The sequence below is a fragment of the Desulforamulus aquiferis genome (assembly GCF_030577015.1).
Lineage (GTDB): Bacteria > Bacillota > Desulfotomaculia > Desulfotomaculales > Desulfotomaculaceae > Desulfotomaculum > Desulfotomaculum aquiferis.
This window is the reverse complement of the sequence record NZ_JARPTC010000089.1, coordinates 1-278: the sequence shown is the minus strand read 5'-3', so window position 1 is coordinate 278 and position 278 is coordinate 1. Positions and strand designations below refer to the sequence as shown.

At 38.5% G+C, this 278-nt stretch carries 1 pseudogene; it reads right to left on the bottom strand.

Features of this window, described 5'->3' with window-relative positions:
- Positions 1 to 182: pseudogene (locus P6N53_RS18840) on the bottom strand (23S rRNA (uracil(1939)-C(5))-methyltransferase RlmD); the annotation flags it as partial.
- Positions 183 to 278 lie beyond the last annotated feature (96 nt).

Genomic DNA, 278 nt, shown 5'->3' with positions numbered 1-278 from the left:
ACACCGATCACCTGTTTTGCCTGGTGTGCAAAGAACAGAGCGATTGTTCCGATACCACAATAGGCATCAACTACAGTTTCGTTATTTTTAATTCTAGCTAATTCTAAGGCCTTATTATATAAGACTTCCCTCTGAAGGGGGTTAACCTGAAAAAATGAGGAGGCTGATATCTTAAAGCTCAAACCTCCTAGTATGTCTGTAATATGGTCTTTTCCTGATAAAATGTGGTTCTCTCGTCCTAAGACTAGTCTTCCTGAACTATTATTAATATTGCGCAT